Source organism: Algoriphagus antarcticus (genome assembly GCF_002150685.1).
GTDB classification, from domain to species: domain Bacteria; phylum Bacteroidota; class Bacteroidia; order Cytophagales; family Cyclobacteriaceae; genus Algoriphagus; species Algoriphagus antarcticus.
The window spans coordinates 81,466-104,121 of sequence record NZ_MSSW01000011.1 but is presented as its reverse complement, the minus strand read 5'-3'; the positions used below and the strand labels follow the sequence as shown (position 1 = coordinate 104,121).

Annotated in this window: 16 protein-coding genes; 12 read left to right on the top strand and 4 right to left on the bottom strand. The window is 41.3% G+C overall.

From position 1 onward, the window contains the following. Positions 1 to 160: 160 nt before the first annotated feature. The 4 genes from BVH04_RS07150 to BVH04_RS07135 all read left to right on the top strand — a co-directional run bounded on the left by BVH04_RS07150 (position 161) and on the right by BVH04_RS07135 (position 4,005). Positions 161 to 688 (top strand): YceI family protein, encoded by a 528-nt coding sequence (locus BVH04_RS07150; RefSeq protein WP_086540789.1) that lies wholly within the window; start codon positions 161 to 163, stop codon positions 686 to 688. A gap of 132 nt (positions 689 to 820) precedes the next feature. After that, on the top strand, positions 821 to 1,771 hold the full coding sequence (locus tag BVH04_RS07145; protein ID WP_086540788.1) for a ring-cleaving dioxygenase: 951 nt from the start codon (positions 821 to 823) through the stop codon (positions 1,769 to 1,771). After that, complete coding sequence (locus tag BVH04_RS07140; RefSeq protein ID WP_086540787.1) at positions 1,764 to 2,372, top strand: alpha/beta hydrolase; 609 nt, start codon at positions 1,764 to 1,766, stop codon at positions 2,370 to 2,372. The genes BVH04_RS07145 and BVH04_RS07140 overlap by 8 nt, the downstream gene beginning before the upstream one ends. A gap of 436 nt (positions 2,373 to 2,808) precedes the next feature. After that, positions 2,809 to 4,005 (top strand): ATP-binding protein, encoded by a 1,197-nt coding sequence (locus tag BVH04_RS07135; protein ID WP_086540786.1) that lies wholly within the window; start codon positions 2,809 to 2,811, stop codon positions 4,003 to 4,005. Between the two features lie 137 nt (positions 4,006 to 4,142). Here BVH04_RS07135 and BVH04_RS07130 read toward each other — a convergent pair whose 3' ends face one another. Then, positions 4,143 to 7,172, bottom strand: a complete 3,030-nt coding sequence (locus BVH04_RS07130; RefSeq protein ID WP_086540785.1) for an SbcC/MukB-like Walker B domain-containing protein — start codon at positions 7,170 to 7,172, stop codon at positions 4,143 to 4,145. Beyond that, complete coding sequence (locus tag BVH04_RS07125) at positions 7,169 to 8,398, bottom strand: metallophosphoesterase family protein (protein ID WP_205635814.1); 1,230 nt, start codon at positions 8,396 to 8,398, stop codon at positions 7,169 to 7,171. The genes BVH04_RS07130 and BVH04_RS07125 overlap by 4 nt, the downstream gene beginning before the upstream one ends. A gap of 240 nt (positions 8,399 to 8,638) precedes the next feature. Between BVH04_RS07125 and BVH04_RS07120 the strand changes: the two genes are divergently transcribed. From BVH04_RS07120 to BVH04_RS07095, 6 genes are all read left to right on the top strand, one after another. Beyond that, positions 8,639 to 9,160, top strand: coding sequence for a septal ring lytic transglycosylase RlpA family protein (locus BVH04_RS07120; RefSeq protein WP_086540784.1), 522 nt, complete (start codon positions 8,639 to 8,641; stop codon positions 9,158 to 9,160). A gap of 81 nt (positions 9,161 to 9,241) precedes the next feature. Next, positions 9,242 to 10,312: an efflux RND transporter periplasmic adaptor subunit gene (locus BVH04_RS07115; protein WP_086540783.1), complete on the top strand. Its 1,071-nt coding sequence runs from the start codon at positions 9,242 to 9,244 to the stop codon at positions 10,310 to 10,312. Positions 10,313 to 10,315: 3 nt separating this feature from the next. Beyond that, a complete protein-coding gene (locus tag BVH04_RS07110; protein WP_086540782.1) occupies positions 10,316 to 13,360 on the top strand; it encodes an efflux RND transporter permease subunit in 3,045 nt (1,014 codons plus the stop codon). 1 nt (position 13,361) lies between these two features. Beyond that, positions 13,362 to 16,568 carry an efflux RND transporter permease subunit gene (locus tag BVH04_RS07105; RefSeq protein WP_086540781.1) on the top strand — a complete coding sequence of 1,069 codons (3,207 nt, stop codon included), beginning with the start codon at positions 13,362 to 13,364 and terminating at the stop codon, positions 16,566 to 16,568. Positions 16,569 to 16,718: 150 nt separating this feature from the next. Continuing rightward, the gene (locus BVH04_RS07100) at positions 16,719 to 17,021 is read left to right on the top strand and encodes a hypothetical protein (protein WP_086540780.1); all 303 of its coding nucleotides are present in this window, start codon (positions 16,719 to 16,721) and stop codon (positions 17,019 to 17,021) included. Positions 17,022 to 17,062: 41 nt separating this feature from the next. Then, a complete protein-coding gene (locus BVH04_RS07095) occupies positions 17,063 to 17,824 on the top strand; it encodes a 6-bladed beta-propeller (RefSeq protein ID WP_240510863.1) in 762 nt (253 codons plus the stop codon). A 131-nt stretch (positions 17,825 to 17,955) separates the two neighbouring features. On the opposite strand, the gene BVH04_RS07090 is transcribed toward BVH04_RS07095, so the two are convergent. Continuing rightward, a complete protein-coding gene (locus tag BVH04_RS07090; RefSeq protein WP_086540778.1) occupies positions 17,956 to 19,107 on the bottom strand; it encodes an ATP-binding protein in 1,152 nt (383 codons plus the stop codon). 115 nt (positions 19,108 to 19,222) lie between these two features. On the opposite strand from BVH04_RS07090, the gene BVH04_RS07085 reads away from it, so the two are divergent. Both BVH04_RS07085 and BVH04_RS07080 read left to right on the top strand, forming a co-directional pair. Further along, on the top strand, positions 19,223 to 20,413 hold the full coding sequence (locus BVH04_RS07085) for a hypothetical protein (RefSeq protein ID WP_086540777.1): 1,191 nt from the start codon (positions 19,223 to 19,225) through the stop codon (positions 20,411 to 20,413). Between the two features lie 141 nt (positions 20,414 to 20,554). Then, positions 20,555 to 21,652, top strand: a complete 1,098-nt coding sequence (locus tag BVH04_RS07080) for a hypothetical protein (protein ID WP_086540776.1) — start codon at positions 20,555 to 20,557, stop codon at positions 21,650 to 21,652. A 72-nt stretch (positions 21,653 to 21,724) separates the two neighbouring features. Here BVH04_RS07080 and BVH04_RS07075 read toward each other — a convergent pair whose 3' ends face one another. Further along, a complete protein-coding gene (locus tag BVH04_RS07075) occupies positions 21,725 to 22,420 on the bottom strand; it encodes an outer membrane beta-barrel protein (protein ID WP_086540775.1) in 696 nt (231 codons plus the stop codon). Between the last annotated feature and the right edge of the window lie 236 nt (positions 22,421 to 22,656).

The window sequence follows — 22,656 nt, the reverse complement described above, 5'->3', positions numbered from 1 at the left end:
AGTAAGCGAATTCTCTTTGGTCAATGGGTTGGATGACCGAAGACCGGAGTAAACCAGAATTCAAGGTGTCTTTGAATTTTTGATCCTATAAATTTTCTACTGGCAAGATTCCGTGTCATCACATAATACAAACAAAAATTTAACTAAAACAACAAAAATTATGAGTACTACAAAATGGATTATCGACCCTACACACTCTGAAGTTTCATTCAAAGTGAAACACCTTGTGATCTCTACGGTGACTGGGCAATTCAAAGAATTTGAAGGAAATGCAGAAAGCACTTCAGACGATTTCGTAGGTGCAACTGTATCTTTCACTGCAGACATCAACAGTATCGATACGAATCAAAAGGACAGAGACAATCATTTGAAATCTGCTGATTTTTTCGATGCAGCAAATCATCCAAAATTGACCTACGCTGGAAAAATCACGAATGATGGCGGTGATTATAAACTAGTTGGTGATTTGACATTGAGAGAAACTACTAAAAATATTGAATTTGATGTTGATTTCGGTGGTGTAGCGGGTGATCCATATGGTCAAATCAAAGCTGGTTTTGAAATTGAGGGAAAAATCAATAGGAAGGAATTCGGCCTTTCTTGGTCTGCAGTGACCGAGGCTGGAAGCATAGTCGTTAGTGATCAAGTTCGTTTGATTTTGAGCGTTCAGCTTGTAAAGCAAGCTTAATAAGAAAAAGATCTTTGAGTTTTTTTTAAATCTCAAAGGTCTAAATTAGTCTACGTAGCTCTTTTTAAAACCAACCTCGGTCATATAGGAGTTAAGGTTTAAATATTTCAATAAACATTTCCCCAGACAATCATGAAACCATTAATCTCAGGAATCCATCATATCACTGCGATAGCTGGCAACCCACAAGCAAATATTGATTTCTACACCGGAATCCTTGGATTGCGACTGGTGAAAAAGACCATCAATTTCGATGCACCTGGTGTCTATCATTTCTATTTTGGAGATGAGTTGGGACGACCAGGAACTGTATTTACCACCTTTCCATTTACTGGCGCCCGTAAGGGAGCTAAGGGAGCTGGCGAAGTTACTTATACAGCCTTTTCAATCCCATCTGGGGCATTGGAATATTGGATTGCGCGATTGAAAAAATACGGATTACCTATTTCTGATGTGCTGACGCGATTCGGTGATAAGTTGATTCGATTCGAAGATCATGACAGCATGGGGATTGAGTTGGTTGCCAATGATCAGGATAATAGAACTGGTTGGTCTTATGGGCAGGTGCCAATTGAGCACTCCATCAAAGGCTTCTATGGAGCTACCTTGAATCTACGGTCAAAGGATTTGACTGAAAAGTTGCTTACCGAGCATATGGATTATCGATTTATAGGAGAGGAAAATGGTAGATTCCGATATGGTACCGCTGGAAAGCCCGGAGATATAGTTGACATCGTATTAGATAACTCAGGAAAAAGAGGTGTACAAAGTGCGGGAACTGTTCATCACATAGCTTTCAGAACTGAGAATGCCACAACACAGCTTCAAGTTCAGGGAATTTTGATGGAAAATGGTTATCAAGTAACTGAGGTAAAGGATAGAAATTATTTCACGTCCATCTACTTCCGTGAACCTGGAGGAGTTCTTTTCGAAGTCGCCACAGATGAGCCTGGCTTTGCGATTGATGAGGACGAAGCTCACTTGGGCGAGTTGATCAAATTGCCAGAATGGGCTGAACCTAATCGCGAAAAACTAGAAGAGAGTTTGACTCCAGTGAAGCTAAATGTAGAATCCTATGACTAAGATAAAAACAGCAGGAATTTCATTGTCAAAAGCTAAGAAAGCTGCGATTCTCATTCACGGAAGAGGAGCAAATGCAGGTAGTATTCTCTCACTAGCAAAACACCTGAAGCTGGATGATTATGCGCTTTTGGCTCCAGAATCAGATGGAGGTAGCTGGTATCCATATAGTTTTTTGGCCCCAGATGAATCTAATAAAGTGGCTTTGAAAGATTCGCTAGAGACGATAAGAGAAGCTTGGGACCAAATAGTTGAAGTTGGTATTACTCCTGAAAATGTTGTGCTTATTGGCTTTTCTCAAGGAGCTTGTCTAAGCCTAGAGTTTGCTGCGCAAAATGCCCAAAAGCTCAAAGGAGTGATTGCCTTTACTGGTGGATTGATTGGTGAGAAGATTCAGAAAGAGAAATATTCTGGAGATTTTAGTGGAACAAGGATCTTCATTGGAAGCAGTGAAAAAGACTTCCATGTCCCACTTTCAAGAATAAAAGAATCAGAAACCCTACTGAGCAGGATGGGGGCGAAAGTTAAATTATTGATTTTCAAAGACTCAAATCATACCATCCGTGAGGAGGAAATGGATTGGGTAAATGGAAATATATTGTAATAGGTTTTCTTAATTCGAAAAATCCTCTGGCAGTTTGTCAGAGGATTTTTTTGGAAATTCACTTTTTAACCGCTTAGGCACGCAGGTTTTCGCAGAGAGCACAATTGAGGAGCTTATCGATTTTGAGAAAAGGGTTGAAAGCCTTAGATACCCGATGCCAGCTCGATAGGGCTGGGTTGTAAAAGGAGCAATTTATGTTCAAAAGCTCGGAAAGAGCGAAGTATTATTGCCTTGCTTCCTAGTTCTCCATAAGCTGGACGAATGATTAATTTAATCTCAAAGAAAAAAATCAAATTTTCAATCATTTTAAGAGGTTTTAATCACAATCCATGCTAAAAATTATCTTGTAATCAACTGATAATAAAACAAATGTGAGTCATATTTTGAAATTACTCAACGTATTGAGTAATTTTACTCAGGATAAAGAGTAGAAAGCATGAGCTATCAGCGTTCAGAGAAAATTCAGATACAAAAACGTCTTCACGATGAGCCTAGAATGTTCATCCAAGTGATCTATGGCCCTCGACAAGTTGGTAAAACTACCCTCGTGCGTCAGATTATGAAAGATATTAATTGGCAGCATACGCTGGTAGCAGCCGATGCAGTCCCGGCGACAGATAAGGTATGGATAGCACAGCAATGGGAAAATGCTCGAGTGAAGCAAAGTGCATCTCCTGATGTTCCTTATATTTTGGTGATCGATGAAGTACAGAAAATTGACAATTGGAGCGAGCAGGTCAAAGCCGAATGGGATAAGGATACTGCGGAGGAGCGTGATATCCGTGTGGTGTTGCTTGGCTCTTCTAGATTAATGCTGCAGCAAGGGCTTACCGAGTCATTGGCTGGCAGATTCGAATCTACTTATTTGGGACATTGGTCTTACACGGAAATGAAAGAAGCTTTCGGACTTTCACCAGAAGAGTTTATCTGGTTCGGTGGCTACCCTGGAGCCATTCTCCTAAAAGAAGATGAAGATCGTTGGAAGAATTATGTGCGGGATGCACTTTTGGAGACGAGTATCTCTAAGGATATTCTCATGTTGACTAGGGTGGACAAACCCGCACTTATGAAGCGTCTTTTCGAGCTTGGCTCGGCATATTCTGGACAGGTTCTTAGCTTCACTAAGATCATGGGGCAGCTTGCTGATGCTGGAAATACCACTACACTTGCCAATTACCTCGAACTTTTGAGTGAGGCTGGTTTGCTGAGTGGATTGAAAAAGTACAGTCCCAATTTAGTTCGGAAACGCTCTTCCAGCCCAAAATTCATGGTGCACAATACTGCGATTATGTCTGGTATTTCTAATGAAACCATGGATACTCTTCAAGCTGACCATAGGGCATGGGGTCGCTGGGTGGAATCTGCCGTAGGTGCTCACTTGATGAATCAGGCGTTCAAAGAGCGAAAGTTGCACATCTATTATTGGCGGGAGGGAAATGACGAAGTAGACTTCGTGGTTGAGTATAAAAAGCGTGTGATCGCTCTGGAGGTTAAGACTTCAAAGGTCGGTGGATTGACAGGCATGAATGCTTTCAAGAATACCTATCATCCAGAGAAATCGTTAGTCATCGGTACAGATGGAATTCCGTGGGAGGAATTCTTGCAGGTGGATGTGCTAGATCTATATAGTTAAAAAGACAGTCGAATGACTGTCTTTTTTTGCTAATAATTATCTCGTAAAACACTGATATTCAATTTATAATGATGCTTTTTACTATTTTACTCAACATACTGAGTAAATTTACTCAATGCATTGAGTAAAAGATTTGATCAGAAAGAATAACTCACCTGTGAGCCTCGCTCTGGATCTAACTCCACATTGGCAAAGACTCCGATTTCATGCTGCAGATCTTCCACATGGCTGATGATTCCTACGATTCGGTTTTCATGGCGGAGTGATTTGAGTGTTTCAAAAACCACTCGAAGCGCATTCTTATCCAAAGCTCCAAAGCCTTCATCCATAAAGAAAAAACTTTGATCTGCCTGATTTAGTGCTTTTACTTTTTCTGCCAAAGCCAAAGCCAGACAAAGCGATGCTTGGAAAGTTTGTCCACCCGAGAGTGTTTTTAGCAAACGTTTTTTACCTCCATTTAAGTAGTCAATCACCCAAAACGTATTGTTATCGTCGATATCCAGACTGAGTTGGTTTTTGCAAAGTTTCATAAAACGTACATTTGCAGTATTGCAAAGTTCTTTGAGGTAAATAGAACTCACAAACTTCACAAACCCGCTACCTCGGAACATATTGTCCAATTCTCTGAGATAGCTTTCTCTGATTTCCAGTTTTGCATAATCAGTCTGCAAAACTTTCTTTTCAGCTAGTTTACTATTTGTTTCCTGAATCTCCTTATTGAGTAAAAGTGCCTGATTTTGGAACAACTCAGCATTGATTTTCAAGTTTTCAAATAGGGCAGAAAGCTCCTGAAAAGCCTGCTCCGAGAAATCAACTACGCCATCTTCAGCCTCCAATTCCTGAATTCTAATTTCTGCAATGGCTAATTTTTGATCGAATTGGGAAATTTCGCGAGCAACTTTCTCCGCGTCAATCGAATGCTGGAATATGCGGATTAGCTTCGCCTCATCGGTAAAATCATGCTGAACCTTCAGCGATTCAAAATCAGAATTTAGCTTTTCTAGCTTGGTCGAGCTTTGATCACGAAGCTGGGTGAAATTGACCAAGTCGGCCAAATTCTTGTCCGATACACTTCGTTTTTCACGCAAGTGCTTTTGCTTCCCTTCTAGCGATTGGATTGCTTCTTCTATGTCTTTTTCTACTTTGTCTATAGCCAATTGGATTTGCTCTGATTCTTTGGTAAAGAATTGCTTACAAAACGCCATATCTCTGATTTCTTCTTTCTTAGAGGAGATATGGGAGAGGACTGTTTGCAGTTTCAACTGAGCCTGCTGCAACTCTTTTTCAGATTGATCTATTAGAATCCTGTCAGCATCCCAGTTTTTACGTAGTACTTTCACTTTTTGCAAAAGGGTTTCGCGAGATTGACTGCTGTGCTCTATCGCATGAATTTTCGCCAAAAGACCTTCATGTGAATCTATTCCACTCTGAGCAAGATTGGTTTTTATTGAAGTAAGACTCTGTTTAGTTTCTTGTATTTCAGTGTTTATGGAAGCAATATTTTTCTTATGATTATCTAGCTGGAAAGTCAATTCATTTAAATTGGATCGGGATGTCTGTATCTTTTCCAGTAGGAGCTTAGCTTCTAAGATTTCATTAAACTTCTGTTCTAGTGTACTTTCTCCATCGCTCTCCAAAGGATTTGGATGCTCCATTGCTCCGCAGAGTGGACAAGGTTCTCCCTGATGAAGAAGATGAACATGTGTTGCAAGTCCCTGCTTTTGCATCAAGAGATCGCGTTGTGACTCTAATTCTTGAATAGACGTCTTCTGAGATGTGATCCAAGTTTCGAAAGTTTCCTCTGAGTGAGGAATTATACTTTTTAGTTGGTCTATTTTGGTTTGAATAGTTTTTACTTCCTCATTTATTTCATTTGATTCTAATTGAAATTTATTCAGTTGATTTTCGAGTTGTCTCCAGTCTTTAGCAGAACTCATCAGATGTGCTAAAACTGAGCTATCTGTGGTACTAATATTTTCAGCTTCGCCTTCTAGCTCATTGATTTTTGTTTCCAATGCCTTTTGAGATTGCTTTTTGCTTTCTATAATCGGTTGCAAATTGGCGAAGCTAGAATTGGCTGTTTCACGTTGAGTTTCCAGTTTTTGAATTTCTATGACTTTCTTCAAGTCGCGTATCTTTCCCTCCCGCTGCGGTCTTTCCTTATTTTTTGCTTTCAGATCTGCTTCTTGCTCTTCCAGCTCAGCAACTTCTTTGGCAAATTCAATTTTGAAACGCTCACAATCTATCACACTTACTCTATACTTTTCAAAATCAGCTTTGGTATCACGAATTTGTTCCCAAACTGGCCGGAGATAGGTTTTCGCTGTTATGAATTCTGAATGAAGCAGACGTTGCTTCTCTATTTCAGGGCGCTGCAATCCAAGATTTTCCAGTTCTACTTTGAACTTGAGTAATTGCTGGCTTTTAATTCTTAGGTTTTCTTGAAGTCGAATTTCTGTTTCTGCAATTTTTAGCTTGAATGATGCTTCCGTAGACTGTGTTTTTAGCTCAGAAAATTTACTTTGCTTTTCTGTCAGAACTTCTTCTGAAAATCCTTCCAGTCCCTGCAACTGAGTTTCCAGTCGGATTTTCTGCTCCTTTACCGCTTTTAGAAGAATGCCAGTTTTGAATGAAAGGTCAAAACGCTCCAGTCCAAAAAGCTCCTTCATCATCTTAGCTTGATCGAGCGGCTTTTGATCGATGAATTCACGGAATTTTCCCTGAGGAATAATTATAGTCTGCTTGAAATGCTCCTTTTTCATACCGACGATCTCCTCAGCTCTTGCAGAAATCGGCTCCCAGTTCCCATCTATTTTTTCGTAAAAAGTATGTTCGGCTGGTCTGATGTCATCAAAGTTTTTAGGATTTCTTTTTGCGGAATAGCGAGCCAAATAGGTTTTTGCATTATTTCTTCCTGAGCTGAATTCGAAATTCAGAAGTAGCAAATCGCTCTGAAGATTGACCATACTATTCTTTTCCCCTCGATCAGAAAGTCGTTCAGTACTGCCATAAAGCGCTAAAAGTATAGCTTCCAAAATGGAAGATTTCCCGCTTCCCACTGCTCCAAAAATCCCAAACAGTCCCGCTGCTGTCAACTTATCAAATTCTATCGTCTGCTTCTCTTTGTAGGAATACAATCCCTGAATATCGAGTTTAATAGGAATCATACTTCTTCGTTTTGGCTGATTACTTCTTTGAAAATCGTGAGTAATTCCTCATTAGGCTCCTGGCCTTTGTCACTTTCGTAGAAAAGCTTGAAGAGACTCTCCATGTCTTTGCCTAGGTCTTCCACCTGCAAACTTTGATTTTCGCGACCCAAAGGATTTTTGATTTGGGGAATCAAGTTGACGATTCCGTCATTGGCTTTCATGATTGCTTTTCTGGTTGCTGCCTCAATTGAGCTTTCCGTGACATATGTCAATTCCACAAAGCAATAGGGATTTTCTTCGAGCCAAGCTAAGGTATCTGGTAGGTTATCGAAGGTTTTGCGATAAAGCGGTCTTCCCTCAGTTAATCCAATTGGACTGAAATTCACGGGTTGTCCAGGCTCAACTTCAATAATTACCACCTGTTTTTGTTGTTCAGCTTCGCTAAATGAATAGGCGAGTGGCGAACTGGAATAGATAACAGGGCAGTGCTCGTGTCCGACAGCATGATAGCGATGCAAATGACCCAAGGCTGCATATTGGATTTGTGAAGGGATGTTTCTAGTGTATAGTGCTTGAGTACCGCCTACATGGAGAATTGGTCGCTCGGATTCAGGTTCAGGCTCTTGTTTTTCTCCTTCTTTCATAAAGAAAAAATGTCCTGCAAAGAGATTTACGCCTTGGTCATCACAATACTGATCAGCTATTTTCTTCCAATTTGCTCCCATCAGATTGCGGAATTCCTCTTCACGATCTCCTTCACCGAGGTAGGTTTTCATTGACACCTCATTTGCATAGGGAGCTAAAATAAAGCGAACTGGAAAATCGAATTGAGGGAGTTTCATTTCCACAAAACCTTCTGCGGATTGTGTGATTTCTATGCCATTGTCAAGTTTACCAGTTGGGATGACGGTATCATATTTCCCATAGAAAAAGATACCCATTTCTCTGGCCAGTGGATCGGGAGCTTCTACGAACTGTATGCTGTCATGATTTCCTGAGATGGCGATAATTGGCCGCTTTCCACCATTAGTCAGTCTGCGAAGTGACTTGTAAAGTAATTCTACTGCCTCGTGACTGGGGTTGAAGGTGTCAAAAATATCACCAGCAAGTACTACCAAATCAACATTTTCCCGATCGGCGATGCTTCTGATTTCTTCCAAAACCAATTTTTGCTCTTCCAGTCTGGAGAATTCCTGAAGTCTCTTGCCCAAATGCCAATCTGCCGTGTGGAGGATTTTGATCATGTGTTTGTCTGAAAATGTATATTATTCTCTATTTTGATACCTAATTACACCAAGTGATTTTTCCTTTTTTGAAAGGCTGGAAGACCGAAGAGGAGTTTTGGTAGTGTTTGAAAGAACCTAAGTTGAGTTTATTATCTTAAGTATTCTCAAAACGGACTAGGAATAAAACTAAGTTACTCCTCACGAGGAGTTGCTGCAAGTGATTTGATGCAATAGACATTAATTGGCATCTTTATTGAAATGGCACGCGATAATTCAGGATACCGTATGTGGAATTGGCTTCTTATTTTAGTTGTGTCACTCATCCCAGAGTACTCTCAGCCTGAGTTGGCTCCCGACGCCTTGCTTATCCAAGAAGGTACCGCCAGTTTCTATGGTCGAAGGTTTCACCTAAAAAGAACCTCCAATGGCGAGATTTTTCACATGGACAGCCTAACTGCTGCACACAAAACTTTGCCTTTCGGTACTAGGATAAAGGTGACTCGTGTGGATACTGGAGAATTTGTTTGGGTTAGGGTCAACGATAGACTCCCCAAGAACTCTAGGCGGATCATCGATGTGTCCCGAGCTGCAGGAACACAATTGGGGCTTATTGATGATGGTGTTACTAAAGTAAGGATAGACGTGGAAAATCCTGAAGAAATAGATCGACTCATAGAATACTTTGGAGATGATCCGCCAGCTACGATGAGACTTAGGCCTGTGGAAGATGCTGTTATTCCTCCTTCATTAGAAATTGATACTTCTATTCCTTTTTTTTAGAATCATTAACACCCTTTATGCAATAAGTATTTTGACATTGAATAATTAGTTAGTTTCTTAAAGGCTGAAACTACAATTTCAATGAAAAACTCTACTCTTATACTTTTCGGTTTTTTAATAGTCCTGTTTTCCGCATGTCAGGAAGATAAGGAAAAGGTCGAAGAAGCCCCTACAGAATCCTTTAGAAACGAAGTCGCCGCCACAGAGGTGAATATCGCCACAGCTGAGCGCAAAAGCTTCGATTATCTAATTAATGCTACCGGCAAACTTGAAGCTGGCTCCGAAGTCTTGGCTGTGATAGAGCAAGCTGGGTATCTCCTCGAAGTGAATGTCCGGGAAGGACAGTTCGTCAAGAAAGGTGACATCATTGCCAAGCTGGATCCGACAGAGTCGGAGTTCAGGCTCGAAAAAGCTAAGATTTCCCTTCGAAATGCAAATGCGCAGTACGAATCTGCCAAGTTTGGCTTCCCTGATCTTTTTGCTTCCGATCGTACTGAGGAAAAAGCCATCGTGGATGAACAGCTTAAAGCTAAGAACGGGGTCTTTCTTTCAGAAGTAGAGCTTAGAGAAGCCCAAATGGCGTTTGACCGAAGTGTGGTGAAAGCGCCAATTTCAGGACAAGTGGCAGACCTCAAATACAAAGCAGGAAGTTTAGTCGCGGCCAATACAGAGCTTTGTCAAATTCTGGGAACAAGCGAATTTATCCTAAAGGTAAAAGTGCTGGAATCTGATATTAGCCTTATTTCCATCAATCAAAAAGCAGAAGTCTATCCTATTTCTAATACCCAAACTGCTCTGAATGGTAGAGTCACTGGGATCAATCCCAAAGTAGATGAAAGTGGACTCGTCCAGGTTTCTATTACACTGGCAGCCAACAAAAATCTCCTTCCAGGCATGAATGCACGGGCAGTTATCCGCGCTCCTCAAAATAATTCTTTGGTAGTTCCAAAGGACGCGTTAGTTTACAGATCTGGTAGAGCAGTGGTATTTACCATAGAAAACAAAGAGTCCAAATGGAACTATGTAGAAGTAGGCAAAGACAATGGAGAGGAAGTGGAGATTCTCGATGGTGTCGAGGAAAACAGTACTGTAATCACTTCCAATAACCTACAACTTGCACACCAAGCTCCGGTTCAAATCGTAAAAGAATAAGCCATGGTTAGATTTTTACTGGCCCGGCCGATTGCAGTTTTTATGACTTTTATGGCGCTGATGGTTTTTGCCTTCATCGTCTTGCGCACGCTGCCTATTTCGCTTTTGCCACCGATCGATGTGCCACAGATAGTGGTGAAAGTCAGCTATCCGAATGCTTCTCCTGAAGCTATCGAGCAAAATGTTTTGAACCCAATCCGAGAAGGTTTGATCACTTTGAATGGCTTGGAAGAAATGGATTCTAAAGCAGGATCAGAAGTAGGGACGATCAGATTGACGTTTGATTACAGTACCAAAATGGAGTTGGCCTATATTGATGTCAATGAGAAAATAGACCGATTGACAAATGGGTTACCTGAAGATCTGGGACGCCCTGAAGTCATCCGAATCAACACTTCTGATATACCAGTTGCGCGGGTGCAGGTGGTGCCAAAAGAAGGAGCGGATGAAGTAGAAGTGAGTTTGCTTGCAGAAAATGTCTTGAAGAAAAGAATAGAGCAGTTGCCTGGAGTTTCACTGGTAGATATCAACGGAAAAAAGGAGCGGATTATCACGGTGAAGCCAAACGAGGAGGCTTTGTCGGCGCTGGGAATGACGCAGCAAAACGTGATTTCGGCAATTCAATCCGGTAATTCTGAGCTTCCAGGGATCTCTGTGAAAGACGGTCAATTCCGCTATTACCTTCGCCTGGCGACTAGAGTGGATACTCCCAAAGATATCGAGAGCTTACCAGTGGCGGCCTCTTCGGGAGTGATTATTCCACTGGGGAAACTGGCCGAGGTAGGCTATGAAACGCAGGAGACGCTGGGTTATCATCTTTTCGGAACGGAGGAAAGTTTGGTCATTACTGTTCACAAGCAGGCTTCCGCCAAAATGAATGAGCTAATTCCTGAATTGAAAAAAGGTCTTGAACTGTTCAAGGAGGATTATCCGCAGGTGGAATTTGAGCTTACTCAAGATCAGTCAAGTCTCTTGAATGCAGCGATTTCTAATTTGGAAACATCCTTGCTTTTTGGAGGTGTTTTCGCGTTTGCGGTGCTTTTTCTCTTTATGAAAGACTACAGGCTTCCGCTCATCATAGGGATCAGTTTGCCGTCTTCCTTGCTGATCAGTTTCTTAATTTTCTACTTTTTTGATATTTCAATAAACATCATTTCCCTTTCGGGTTTGGCGCTCGGAATCGGGATGCTGATTGATAATGCGATCATTGTTTTGGATAATATCACCCGAAAGCGGGAGAGTGGCCTGCCGATTTTCGAAGCCTGCGTGGAAGGTGTGAATGAAGTCATGGGAGCGCTTGTCAGTTCCGTACTTACTACGCTTGCGGTATTTGTACCGCTGGTATTTTTGAGCGGGATTTCCGGTGCGCTGTTCTTTGATCAGGCAGTGGCAGTGACAGCTATTCTGTCGGTTTCTCTTGCAGTGGCTTTTATTCTGCTGCCCATGCTTTATTTCCTGATGTTCTCCCGGAGCAAAAAAGCTTACGATGACGGAGAAGGAGCGTTTTTCAGCAAGGTTTTAGATTTGTATGAGTTTGGCTATCGCAAAGTCACCGGAAGCAGAAAAACGGCTATAGCAGTATTTTTACTTCTTATCCCGCTTGGATTGGCCGTTAGTCTTTTGCTAGATACGACCGGTTTGCCAGAAATCGAAAAGCTGGATGCTACGCTTGATGTGGACTGGAGTGAGCCGATTTCTGTTGCTGAAAATCGAGATCGTGTGGTTACACTTTTGAAAAGTCTGGAAGGAAGTTATTCTCAGGCTGAAGCGGATGTTGGGGTAAAACAATTCTTGCTTTTCGATGGTGAGAACTCTATACAGCAGGCCTTGCTTTATTTCCTTTTTCCTACGGTAGAAGAAAAAGAATCCTCTATTAAAGAATTGGAAGCTAACCTGAAGAAGAATTATCCAGAAGCATCATTTACGCTGGGCGATGCACCCAATGCTTTTGATCAGTTATTCAATTCTAACATGCCATTTTACGAAGTGAGGTGGAAAGATCTGGGGGCAAAAAAGCCTGTGCCAGAGACTAAGATGGATCCTTGGCTCAGCCAATTTCCAACTCAGGAATGGGAGCGTGGCCCGGGATTGCAGAAAGAAGCATCGGTAGTCTTTACGCTGCGAGCAGATAAAATGGCTACCTATCAGATTCCTGTGGATGCGGTACAAAATCAGATTGCCAAGCTTTTTGGCAGCTTCACCATCACAGATATCAGACGGTTTGGAGAGATCACTCCGATTCGTTTGAAAGAGCCGAATGCGAGATTTGAAGACATACTGCGCAATACCAGGGTTGTTGCTTCTGATACGACTTCTTACATTCTCGGTGAATTCGTAGAGTATCAATACGAGGATCATTACAAATATGTGACGGCAGATAAGGGCGGGATTTATCAATCGCTGAATGTGACTGCCGAGAATCCTGATGAGAATGCGAGTGCATACAATCGCTGGGGGCAGGATAAGAATCTAGGCGTGACTGTCGTCGGTCAGTATTTTAGAGACAGGGAAAATATTCGTCAATTGATCGGAATCTTATTGATTTCAGTATTGCTGCTATACTTCATTTTGGCTGCGCAGTTTGAGAGTTTTATCCAGCCTCTGATAGTCGTATTCACCCTTCCTTTGGGAATCGGAGGAGCATTTTTGGTGCTCTGGATTTGTGGAGCTTCGCTGAATGTGATGTCTGCCATCGGCCTGGTTGTGATGCTGGGGATCATGGTGAATGACGCGATTTTGAAGATCGATACGATCAACCGCCTGCGTGTAACTTATGTAGAGTCAGATACGATTTCGGCTGCGGAAGCACTGGAAATGGCGCTTCATAAAGCTGGACAGATTCGTCTCAAGCCTATTCTGATGACGTCGATCACGACGATTTTAGCTTTGATTCCTATTGTATTTAGCAGTGGATTGGGAGCTGATTTGCAGCGACCATTGGTTTATGCGGTGATCGGGGGCTTGACTATCGGTACACTCACTGCTTTGTATTTTGTGCCATTGGCATATTGGTTTACTGTTTCTAAGAAATCTTTGAAAGCCGCCTAATATGACTCCATTCAGAATTCTGATAGTCTTTGTAGTCGTTTCAATTCTAGGATTGGCAGTGATCCCCTTGCTTTCTGTGGATTTGAATCCCAAGGAACGCTCGTCGGTTTTGTCCATAGGTTATAGTATTAACAATGCTTCTCCGGAAATTGTGGAAAAACTCGCAACCTCTCCCTTGGAAGGTGCATTTTCCCGACTCTCTGAATTGAAAGAGATTACCTCTACCTCCAGTTACGATGGAGGAGAGATCAACCTGACTTTCGATAAGAAGGCAGATATGGAGATGAAGAAGTTTGAGATTTCTTCCATGATTCGACAGATTTATCCACAAATGGATCAGCGGGTAGGTTATCCCACTGTCACTCAAACTTCTCAGGCAAGATCAGACCAAAAAAGTGCGATTTTAACTTACAGTGTGAATGGTCCTTTTGCATCTTTTGAAATAAAAAAAATAGCCGAGGATATCCTGAAACCAGCACTCACCCGCTTTGATGAAGTAGAGGAAGTCGATGTCCGAGGCGCAAATGATTTACAACTTTTCGTTACCTACGACATCCAAAAGATGCAGGCTTTTGGTATCACTAGAAGTCAGCTGGAGACAAGTATCAGGAGAGCCTTTGGGTTAACTTATCCAGGCGCGGTGATGAATAGCCAAGGCCAAACGCTCTTCGTCCAAGTGGATCGCTCTCTGAAGGATAAGGATCAACTAGAAATCTTGGTGGTGAGCGAAATGGATGGAATGGAAGTCCGACTCCGCGATGTGGCAAGCTTGACGTTGGAAGAAGCCGAAGCAAATAGATACTTCCGAATCAACGGCAATAACTCAGTGACACTATCGGTATATAACCGTGACGGAGTGAATAAGGTCTTGCTGGCGCAAAACCTAAAACTTGCCATCCAAAATGCACGGGAACAGCTTCCCGCTGGTTTTGAAGTTCGCTTAGAAAATGACGACACCGAATTCTTAGAAAAGGAACTGAATAAGATCTACAAGAGATCTGGACTTTCGATCCTGATTTTGGTGGTATTTATTTTTCTGATCAATAGAAATATTAAATACCTGAGCATATTATTTTTGGGGATTTTGGCAAATCTCAGCCTTTGTGCCATTGTACTATATTTTCTCAAAGTAGATATTCACATGTATTCTTTGGCTGGGTTGACGATTAGTTTCGGCTTGATCGTAGACAATGCGATCATTATGATCGATCACCTGCACAAGCACAAAAACCGTCGGGTTTTCTTAGCGCTTTTAGCAGCATCGCTCACGACCATTGCGGCGCTGATGATTGTGTTTTTTCTACCAGAAGATGAAAGAAAAAACCTGACTGAATTCTCTATCGTGGTTTCTGTGATGTTAGGAATTTCATTGTTGATAGCTTTGGTATTTACTCCTGCTTTTTATCAGGTGATGTTCAAAGAGTCAGTAAGGCAAGGTCGAAAATTGACCATTCCGAAGTTGAGAAAGCGTGTCAAAGCTTTGCGCAGCTATGAAAGAGGAATAGGATGGACAGCGAAATACCGAAAGACATTTATTACTCTTCTGATCTTACTTTTCGGACTGCCCATATTTTTTCTTCCTGCCAAATGGGATGAGCACGAATGGTATAACAAGACGGTGGGAAATGCATTCTATCAAGAGGAGGTACGACCGTATGTGGACAAAGCGCTGGGAGGTTCCATGCGGATGTTCGTACGTGGTGTGTACGAAAAAAGTGGCTATCGCGAGGCTACCAAGACAAGACTTTATGTTACCTGCCGATTGCCGTTTGGGAACACGCTGGAGCAAATGGACTTTATCATGCGTGAATTTGAGTCATACCTGCAGGATGTGGAGGGGATAGATCAGTTTGTGACTACGGTGAGTTCTGGGCAAAGCGCTCGGATTGAGATCACTTTCAAGGAAGCTTACGAAAAAGGGGCTTTGCCCTATCAACTGAAAGGAAAACTATCTGTAAAGTCAACAGATTGGAGTGGCGCACAGTGGAACGTCTATGGAGTAGGACAAGGTTTTTACACCGGAGGATCCAGCGATCAGATTCCAAGTTATCGGGTGAAAATGAAAGGATATAACTTCGATGAGTTGGAGCGACAGGCAAATGTGTTGGCAGAAAAGCTTTTGGCACATAAGCGAATCCAGGAAGTGAAAACCAATGAGCGGGCAGGATATGGTGAGCAGAAAACAGAAGAATATGTACTTCGTCTGGATCAGAATAAAATCGCGCTAGGACAAACCAATCAATACGAGGTGATTACAGCTTTGCAAGATATGTCCAAGCCAAGAGGCGCATCAACTTTATTGACTTTGGAGAACAAAAACTATGGATTGGTAATCCGCGAACGAAAATCCGGTGATTTCAGCAAGTTTGATATGGAACAGAAGGGACTGATAGGTGGAGAGAATAAGATTTTTAAAATCTCTGATTATGGCACCTTGACTAAGGAAAGTACTACCAATTCACTTCACAAAGAAGATAGACAGTACATAAGAATTGTAGCTTTTGAGTACATGGGTTCTGGGAAGTTTGGTAATGAATATCTCGAAGAAGTGCTGGCGGAGATGAAGCAGATTATGCCTATCGGATATGAAGCCAAGAAGGAATCGTATAACTGGAACTATGATCAACAGAAGCGTCAGTATTCGTTGTTAGGGTTGCTGATTATTGGAATTTTTATGATTTGCGCAGTTTTATTTGAGAACCTAAAGCAACCGATTTATATCATTGTGATCATCCCAATTAGTTTCATCGGTTTGTTTCTGATCTTTTCGCTCTTCGATTTTTACTTTGATCAGGGCGGTTATGCTGCCTTCGTGATGCTGGGAGGATTGGCGGTGAACGCTGGGATATTCATCGTCAATGATTTGAATAATCGAGATAAAGGACTTTATAATCGAAATGTATTGAAGTCTGTAGCCGGAAAAGCAATTCCGATTTTGCTGACGATTATGTCCACTTGTTTTGGGTTGATTCCATTTATTATGGAAGGGCAAAACGAGGTTTTCTGGTTTTCACTGGCGATAGGTACCATTGGTGGATTGATATTCAGTATGATTGGGGTGTTTTGGGTGCTGCCGGTGTTGCTGTGGAAGAAGAAGGGGCTCGTGGAGGCGCAATGGCGCGACGACTCTGTTTCTGTAAAGAAGGCGCGGCGTAAATGGTTTTTCTGGCGGCGGCGTGGCGACGCAGCGGAGTTGGATAACCTTTGAGGTGTCATTCCAACGAAGTAGGAGGAGGAATCTCCTCGAGGGTTTTGAATTGATATATTTTAAAATCTCCCGCCAAGGCGCAAGGGAGCAAAAATTTTAGCATTTTACTTATTACCGATTTATCAAAGTTTTGACTCTAAATTCTATCTCATGAAAAAATTCCTAGCATTTGCATTTTTGGCCGTAATCGGCTGTAGTGAGAAGGAGCCTGAAGCGGTGAGATTGATTGATTTTGGAGCTTTGGAGAAGGTTTCGGCTGATTTGCTGATCGAAAAAGCTATTCCTTTGGAGTCTGATTCTTCAGCGCTTTTAGGCGAATACCTCAAAGTGATGTACGACGAAGAAGGATTTTTTGTAATGAATTACGAGCGCCCAACAGGAATTCACCATTTTTCCAATGAAGGAAAGCTCTTGGGGGAAGTGGCTGAGATCGGTGAAGCCCAGGGCAAATAACAGGGATTTCCGAGTTTAGGCTAGTCGGGGATGATTTGAAAGTGAATACAGGAATGGGCAATTCCCTTCAGGTGCACACGTTCAAAAAGTCTGGAGAACTAGTTGGTTCTATACCCATTGATCTGAATGCCACTACTTTTTACATCATGCCAAGCGATGAAATGTGGTTTTACAGCAGTTATAATATGGTGGCTGGCGATCATAGATTGTTTGTTACCGATGGGGATGGTAAGGTGAAGAAGAAATTGCTACCGAATGATTTCAATGATAAAATGCTTCCTATTGGTGAGCAATCATTTTTTGAGGGAAATGAAGCAGTGCTTTTTAGGGAGTCTTTTAAGACAAGCGTGTATGAATTGAGCAAGGGAGATTCTTTGAGGGAATTGTACAGATTTAATTTTGGAGCGACTACTGTTCCTGAAAAATACTGGGAGATGGATGCCTTTGCGGGGTTTGAGATGATCAGCAAGCAAGGGTTTTCGGATTTATCTCATTTATTCGATACGGAGAAGTACTTTATTGCAATTGTCGCTACGCAAAAAGAGAGAGATCGGAAAAAGGAATTATATATCTGGAATAAGTCAACCAACAAAGAGTTCAAGATAGAGATTGATGAAGACGAGCAAGGATATTTTAGTACACCAATTGGGATCGAAGGAAATCAACTTGTATTTATTGCCTATTCACCTTATTTGGTGAGTAATAGTGAAAATCTAAATCTTAGTGATGAAGCTAAAGCTTCTTTATCTAATCTGACAGAAGATTCTAATCCAGTAATTATCTATGCGAGAATACCAGAGTAGTCTTTTGCTCGCCACGGCGCTACGGCGCAACGGAGTTTGATAACCATTGAGGTTTTTTTTGAACCTCGAAGGTTTTGAGCAGAGTGTTAAATCTCTCGCTATCGGCAGATAAATGAGAGGGGCAAAGGTGGTTAGCCAGAAATCGCTTGAATGAAATGAGCAAGCCCTACTACCTGAATGTTTTTTGCCATTGGGTAATTCTCTTCTCTAGGGATAACGACATGTAGTAGTTCGATTCCCAGATCTTCCATCGCTAAATAAGTCCCTTTGGTGAGTGTGGGATTTACGCTGAACTTAATTTCTGCTGCTGCCAGCCATCGGTTATTGCGTCGAATTAGGAGGTCAATTTCGGAACCGTCTTGCGTACGATAGAAGTACATTTCGTCATCAGATTTTAATACCGCTGCAGTTTGGTTGATGACAAAAGCTTCCCACGAACTGCCTAAAACGATATTACCAAAGATGCTTTCCATGTTCTTGATCCCAAGCAAATAGTGTAGCATTCCCGTATCACGAAAATACAGTTTAGGAGATTTGACGAGCCGCTTTTTTGTGTTGACTGACCAAGCGGGTAACTCTCTCAATAGAAATGCATCTAGAAGAAAACTAAGATAAGTTTTGATCGTGGGCGCGGTCAACCCTAATGACTTGGCAAAAGTTGCATAGCTGAGCACCCCTCCATGTGCTGAGGCAATCATCATCAAAAACTGCCTTGTTACCCTAGGATCTGCTGGTAATCCATATTGTGGTAAATCTCGCTGAATGTAACTCGTGGTGAAACTGCGGTACCAATCTTGGACAAAGTCCGAATCCTTTGACAATGCAGGCTCAGGAAACCCTCCATAAATCCAGAGATCTTGGGGTGTTATTTTATCAGTAGTTTCCAAAATAGAAAGCGGAGTCATTTCCAGGTAGTTGATCCGCCCGGCCAAACTTTCAGAACTTTGACGAAGTAAGGTAGGTGAAGCAGAGCCAAGTATTATAAATCTTCCCGGTTTTCTGTTTTCATCGATTACAGCTCTCAGCAAAGGAAAAATGGCAGGTTGATGTTGGATCTCATCCAACACAATTGTTTTTTCTTGGTTTTGGGAGAAGAATAATTCAGGATCATTCAGTTTGTTGATGTCTGAATTCTTTTCGAGATCAAGATATAGTGCATTTAGATCTTTTAAAGACTGTTTTACTAACGTAGTTTTGCCAGCCTGCCTAGGTCCAACTATTCCAGTCACAGCAAATTGTGAGACAGATTTCAAGAATGGTTTCTCTATTGCTCTATGAATCATCCCTGCAAATCTAAAAATAATTTTTAGATTTGCAGGAATTATTTTATTTATCTTAGATCTCTTGTCCTATAATTCCCAACATTTCCCGACTAACATAGAACCTAACTACTACGCTATGAATAAATCTACTTTTGTTATCCTCACCACACTTTTTGCAATTACACTTTTCTCCTGCTCCCAATCCGAAAATGAAGCCACTTCTAGTGCTATTGACCCTTTTCAGGAATTACAGTTTGAGGTCGTGGATTCTATTATGGTGGATGTGCTGGAAAATCTTGCGGTCTTAGATTACTTACCTTCAAAGGATCAGTATCTGATGAAAAAGCTTCGCAAAGGAGAAGTGTTTGTCGTCAACGGGAAAGGCGAAATACTGCTCAAAAAGGACATAGCAGGAGAGGGGCCAAATCAGATTCAGATGGTGGGAGAAGGTCGATTTTATGGAGAAGAAGGCTATATTTTTAAAGAGTTCTCTGCGACAATGGATTTTAATCTGTTCGATTTGAATTTTCAGAAAACGAAGAAATTTCAGGGTACGATGCAAGAAATGATGGCAATTTTTATTTCAAACAACAGGCAGACTTTTTCAGTATATGAGAATGGTGGAGATCATTTCTTATTTGGTGAGGAATTCAACTCTTTTTCCAAAGCGACTATAGACTATGATGAAATTGGGGCGGAATTCTACAACAAAGCCAATATGGGTTTTATCTATGACTTAGGTAAGGACTCAATCCAATTTGTCAATACATATCCCAACGATTGGGCACCAAAGAAAAACCAAACTTGGGTGGGAACGAGTTATCCTTTTTTGGCTTTTGACCCAACGTCCAAAACGGTAGCTTCTTTGCCGACTAGCGGAAATCAACTGGGGATCTATGAGCTAAAAGGGAATCAGCTGGTCTATGAAAAATCAGTGGAATTAACGCACCCTGACCGAGATGGGTTTGAGGCAAAGGAAGGGACTAACCCTATCGTATATCCTGGATTTAATGATATCAAAATCTTTGGTGAGTATCAGCTAGTCCAATTTTATACTGCTATGCCCGAGGATATTTTTAATGGATTTAGGGCTAAGGGAGAGAACTATTGGCAAGATCCAGCTTATGGAGAGGCTTCGAAGACTTATAGAAAGCGGAAATATATTGTAGTGAAAAACGGGGTTCAGATCGGTATCGTAAATGAGCTTCCAATTATTGGAGACATATATTTCGGACTTCCAGATGGCACACTTATCGTCAAAGCTGCTGACGGAGAAGTGGAGCGGGATTATAATCTGTTTTATAAGATCAGGTTGGTGGAGGAGTAAAGGCAATATTTTTACTCTCACTTAAGGAATATTAACAACCTCGACAGTTGAGAACTTTATGAAAATCTTTAGTTTGTACTACGTATATTTTTGGTTTGCAGAGTAAGGAACACATGAAAAGATTATTGGTTTTAGGAGTTTTTGGGCTTTTATGGGGCTGCACTGAGAAGCAATCCTCTTCAGTGCACGATTACCCAAATCTCCTTCAGCGAAGAACTGAGTTTGGACTTTGGTGAAGTGGGCATGTCCTCGCAAGTGCCTTTTTCTATTTCTCCACTGGATAAGAAAAATAAGTCTTTTCTGGTTTTTAATACTTTCTACAGGAGATTGGATACTGTTTTTTTTGGCCCGGAGAAAAATAGAATAGTGTCAGGGTTGGAAATCCCAAAAGAGGGGCCAGGTAGTATTCCTGGTGTTTCTAATTTCACTTACACTAATCAAAGAATTATATTTTTCACACTGGATGACATATACTATCTCAAAGATGGAGAGACTGTACATTTAAAGATCACCAAAGTATTGGATGATGGTAGTGGAGCATTAAAGGCGATTAAGGGGGCAGGGAAAAATGGAGTATTTCAGGTAGCTCCATTTGCAGGAGAATTCCTTTCAGTAATTATTGAAGATCATGAAACGCAAAAGTTTTCTCTGTGGAATTATGATTTTGAATCCTTTGAAGAAATTCCTTTTTCATTTGATTTGGATCAAATGGCAAAACATAGAATTTCTTATGATTTACGCAAAGGTTCTGTAGTATCAAATGCTTTTTCCCCTTATTTAACTCTCTCTGATTCTACGCTCATTGTATCCTATCCGTTTATGAATAAAATAAGTAAGATTGGATTAAAGGATCTGAAGCAAGTAGACCGTTCATATGAATCTAAGCTTTTCAAGACGCAGAAAAATTTCCCGGGAAAAAAAAGTGATTTTAAGGATATAACTGAATTTATGGATATTAGTACCAAGTGGAACAAAGATGTCTATTATGGATCTGTGTTTAGATTAAATGATAGCTTGCTGTATCGAATGGTGTTTGATTCTCAAGAAGAATCTCGTAAAAAATTTTTGGAATTATTTGATAATACATTTGAAAAAGTTGGAGAGTTTGATCTTACCGGGATTGAGCCTGACTTGGACTCGTTTCATCTAACTGTAGAAGGAAAAATCTTGATTCAATCTTCCAAAGATCCTGATGAGGATACGTTTAAGTATTATTTGGTATCTGTTGATCCGATCTGAGTAGGTTAGTGAAGTTGTGGGATAATTAGCTGATTTTTTGAGAGGAGATTAATAGAGGTACCCACAAAATTTCTACCGAAACGCATCATAAATAACAATCCCCACAGAAGCAGTGATTTGCTGAAGTGGACTTTGGCGAGGTTTGTAATCAAATTCTCCATCGCCTTTATCCGGTAAATAGTTGGTATCCCTTTTGGTCAAAAACCGCATCGTTCCCCCATCTTGATAATTCACTCTCAACTCCAGCTTTCCACCTTCTATTCCAGGAATCGGCAGTTGAATACCTCCGCCGATCTTATAGCCAAATGCCCAGTCCTCCATGTCTTTGCCCGCTTCCACGGGATCTTCAAAAATAGATGGACGTATTTTAAATCCTGAATAAAGATAATTTGCCCCTGCTTGGATCTCAATGAAAGGTGTAAGCTTGCTGGTCAGAGAAGGTAAGTATCGGAATACTGCCATTCCGGAAGTATAGTTGTTGTTTCTTCTGATCCTATACTCATCCGAAAACCCAGGATAAAGATCGTTTCGCTTCTCTACTTTGGTGCCATAGACTCCATAGCCAACTTCCAGTCCCACTTGAATGGGTTGGGCATAAAATTCATATAATAGTATTCCTGAAATGGTCGGGAAAATTGTTTTATCTACCTCACTTTTCAACTTGGAGACTGGGAACCCACCGTTGAGATGCCCACCCGCGATGAAGAATTGCGCCTGAAGACTTGTTGCACTGATTAAAAAAAGAAGGAGGAGTATCGTTTTTCGCATAAGCTTACAGTTAATGATGCATACGGGATAAATAGGTGGTTTTGTTTTATGAATTGTCAAAAGATAAATGGATAAGATTTTAATTTATGGTCGAACCTGTTGGTGCGGGTGACTTTAGTGTCTTAAAGATATTCGACAATTTACTTAGTAGTGCCTAAACCATGGTTGAAACCTTGATCGAGGGCTTTGCAATCCCAAGGTTACCAAACTAGCATCCCTACAGGACGCCTAAATCC

Excerpts from the sequence above, each read along its gene's own strand:
- BVH04_RS07150 (WP_086540789.1), top strand. The coding sequence starts at position 161 with ATGAGTACTACAAAATGGATTATCGACCCTACACACTCTGAAGTTTCA.
- BVH04_RS07145 (WP_086540788.1), top strand. The coding sequence starts at position 821 with ATGAAACCATTAATCTCAGGAATCCATCATATCACTGCGATAGCTGGC.
- BVH04_RS07140 (WP_086540787.1), top strand. The coding sequence starts at position 1,764 with ATGACTAAGATAAAAACAGCAGGAATTTCATTGTCAAAAGCTAAGAAA.
- BVH04_RS07135 (WP_086540786.1), top strand. The coding sequence starts at position 2,809 with ATGAGCTATCAGCGTTCAGAGAAAATTCAGATACAAAAACGTCTTCAC.
- BVH04_RS07130 (WP_086540785.1), bottom strand. The coding sequence starts at position 7,172 with ATGATTCCTATTAAACTCGATATTCAGGGATTGTATTCCTACAAAGAG.
- BVH04_RS07125 (WP_205635814.1), bottom strand. The coding sequence starts at position 8,398 with ATGATCAAAATCCTCCACACGGCAGATTGGCATTTGGGCAAGAGACTT.
- BVH04_RS07120 (WP_086540784.1), top strand. The coding sequence starts at position 8,639 with ATGGCACGCGATAATTCAGGATACCGTATGTGGAATTGGCTTCTTATT.
- BVH04_RS07115 (WP_086540783.1), top strand. The coding sequence starts at position 9,242 with ATGAAAAACTCTACTCTTATACTTTTCGGTTTTTTAATAGTCCTGTTT.
- BVH04_RS07110 (WP_086540782.1), top strand. The coding sequence starts at position 10,316 with ATGGTTAGATTTTTACTGGCCCGGCCGATTGCAGTTTTTATGACTTTT.
- BVH04_RS07105 (WP_086540781.1), top strand. The coding sequence starts at position 13,362 with ATGACTCCATTCAGAATTCTGATAGTCTTTGTAGTCGTTTCAATTCTA.
- BVH04_RS07100 (WP_086540780.1), top strand. The coding sequence starts at position 16,719 with ATGAAAAAATTCCTAGCATTTGCATTTTTGGCCGTAATCGGCTGTAGT.
- BVH04_RS07090 (WP_086540778.1), bottom strand. The coding sequence starts at position 19,107 with ATGATTCATAGAGCAATAGAGAAACCATTCTTGAAATCTGTCTCACAA.
- BVH04_RS07085 (WP_086540777.1), top strand. The coding sequence starts at position 19,223 with ATGAATAAATCTACTTTTGTTATCCTCACCACACTTTTTGCAATTACA.
- BVH04_RS07075 (WP_086540775.1), bottom strand. The coding sequence starts at position 22,420 with ATGCGAAAAACGATACTCCTCCTTCTTTTTTTAATCAGTGCAACAAGT.